Origin of the sequence: Allobosea sp. CER48 (genome assembly GCF_044752385.1) — a bacterium.
Classification (GTDB): domain Bacteria; phylum Pseudomonadota; class Alphaproteobacteria; order Rhizobiales; family Beijerinckiaceae; genus Allobosea.
In genome coordinates this window covers 1-1776 of sequence record NZ_JBIWYK010000561.1, presented here as the reverse complement: position 1 = coordinate 1776, position 1776 = coordinate 1, and the positions used below count along the sequence as shown (strand labels likewise).

The following is a 1776-nucleotide window of genomic DNA, read 5'->3' as shown; positions in this document are numbered from 1 at the left end:
CAGAAAGCGATTCAGGTTGGCGATGTAAGTGCTGGGCAGATCGAAGTGTTTTGCCGCGGCGACGACTGTTTCCATGTAGCCCGGCTTGGGTTTTCCCGGATCGGCGGAGCGGCCGATATAGATCAGCGCGCGCTTGGCGCCGCCCGGTACGATGACCGGCTGGCTGATCTTCACATAGAGCCCGCTGCCGATGTCCTCGAACTTGTCGAGGGCGCGCACGTCGCCGAGCGAGCAGTCCCAGAGCACGCCGTGCACCTCGTCGCGCGGATCGCGGATGGCCGAGGCATAGCCGTCGCGGGTGACGATGAAGCGGTGGCGGGGCAGGCGGGCGGGGCCGAGCGGCCGCGAGTTCGGGCAGCGCTGCGCCATCCCGACAGGGTCCATGTTGAGGCCATAGGCGAAATAGAGGGGCATGGTTCCGGTCGCAGGCTTTCCCGACATGGCCGGGCTCGCCCCGACCATTCACGTCTTCGCTGTTCCAGGAGCGAGGTCAAGACGTGGATGCTCGCCACGAGGGCGGGCATGACGGCCTCGCAGCCCTCACTTCGTCTTGTTGAACAATTCCCGGCCGATCAGCATGCGGCGAATCTCGCTGGTCCCGGCGCCGATCTCGTAGAGCTTGGCATCGCGCAGCAGGCGGCCGGTCGGGTAGTCGTTGATATAGCCGTTGCCGCCGAGCAGCTGGATCGCATCAAGCGCGACCTGCGTCGCCTTCTCGGCGGCGATCAGGATGGCTCCGGCGGCATCCTCGCGGGTGGTCTCGCCACGGTCGCAGGCCTTGGCGACGGCATAGACATAGGCGCGGCAGGAGTTCATCGCGACATACATGTCGGCGACCTTGCCCTGGACGAGCTGGAACTCGCCGATCGACTGGCCGAACTGCTTGCGCTCATGGACATAGGGCATGACCACGTCCAACGCCGCCTGCATGATGCCGAGTGGCCCGGCTGCCAGGACGACGCGCTCGTAGTCGAGGCCGGACATCAGCACGTTGACGCCGCGCCCGACCGAGCCGAGCACGTTCTCCTCCGGCACTTCGCAATCCTGGAAGACGAGCTCGCAGGTGTCGGATCCGCGCATGCCGAGCTTGTCGAGCTTCTGATGGGTCGAAAACCCCTTCATGCCCTTCTCGATCAGGAAGGCGGTTATGCCGCGCGGGCCGGCCTCCGGGTCGGTCTTGGCGTAGACGACGAGCGTCTCGGCGATCGGGCCGTTGGTGATCCACATCTTGTTGCCGTTGAGGACGTAGCGGTCGCCCTTCCTGTCGGCGCGGGTGCGCATCGACACCACGTCTGAGCCCGAGCCCGGCTCCGACATGGCGAGCGCGCCGACATGCTCGCCGGAAATGAGGCCCGGCAGGTATTTGCGCTTCTGCGCCTCGTTGCCGTTGCGGCGGATCTGGTTGACGCAAAGATTGGAATGGGCGCCGTAGGAGAGGCCGACCGACGCCGAGGCGCGCGAAACTTCCTCGACCGCGATACAGTGCTCGAGATAGCCGAGGCCGGTGCCGCCATATTCCTCCTCGACCGTCATGCCGTGCAGGCCGAGCGCGCCCATCTCCGGCCAGAGGTCGCGCGGGAACTGATTGGTGCGGTCGATCTCCTCGGCCCGCGGGGCGATCTTCTCCTGCGCGAAGGCATGGACGGTGTCGCGGATCGCGTCGGCGGTCTCGCCGAGGTCGAAATTGAACGGGCGCGGTGCGTTGGCGAGCATGGCGGAACCTCCCGGCAGATGGCTGGAGGCTGGGCCTCCTTTGCGTCCGTTATAGCGGCCCGG

The 1776-nt window shown here is 66.3% G+C and carries 2 protein-coding genes; both read right to left on the bottom strand.

From position 1 onward, the window contains the following. The coding region (locus tag ACIPIA_RS15530; protein ID WP_400510850.1) for a gamma-glutamylcyclotransferase family protein at positions 1 to 414 on the bottom strand (414 nt) is incomplete at its 3' end. A gap of 126 nt (positions 415 to 540) precedes the next feature. Then, complete coding sequence (locus ACIPIA_RS15525; RefSeq protein ID WP_400510852.1) at positions 541 to 1713, bottom strand: isovaleryl-CoA dehydrogenase; 1173 nt, start codon at positions 1711 to 1713, stop codon at positions 541 to 543. Positions 1714 to 1776 lie beyond the last annotated feature (63 nt).

Bases quoted from the DNA above. Each gene is read 5' to 3' on its own strand.
- ACIPIA_RS15525 (WP_400510852.1), bottom strand. From the start codon at position 1,713: ATGCTCGCCAACGCACCGCGCCCGTTCAATTTCGACCTCGGCGAGACC.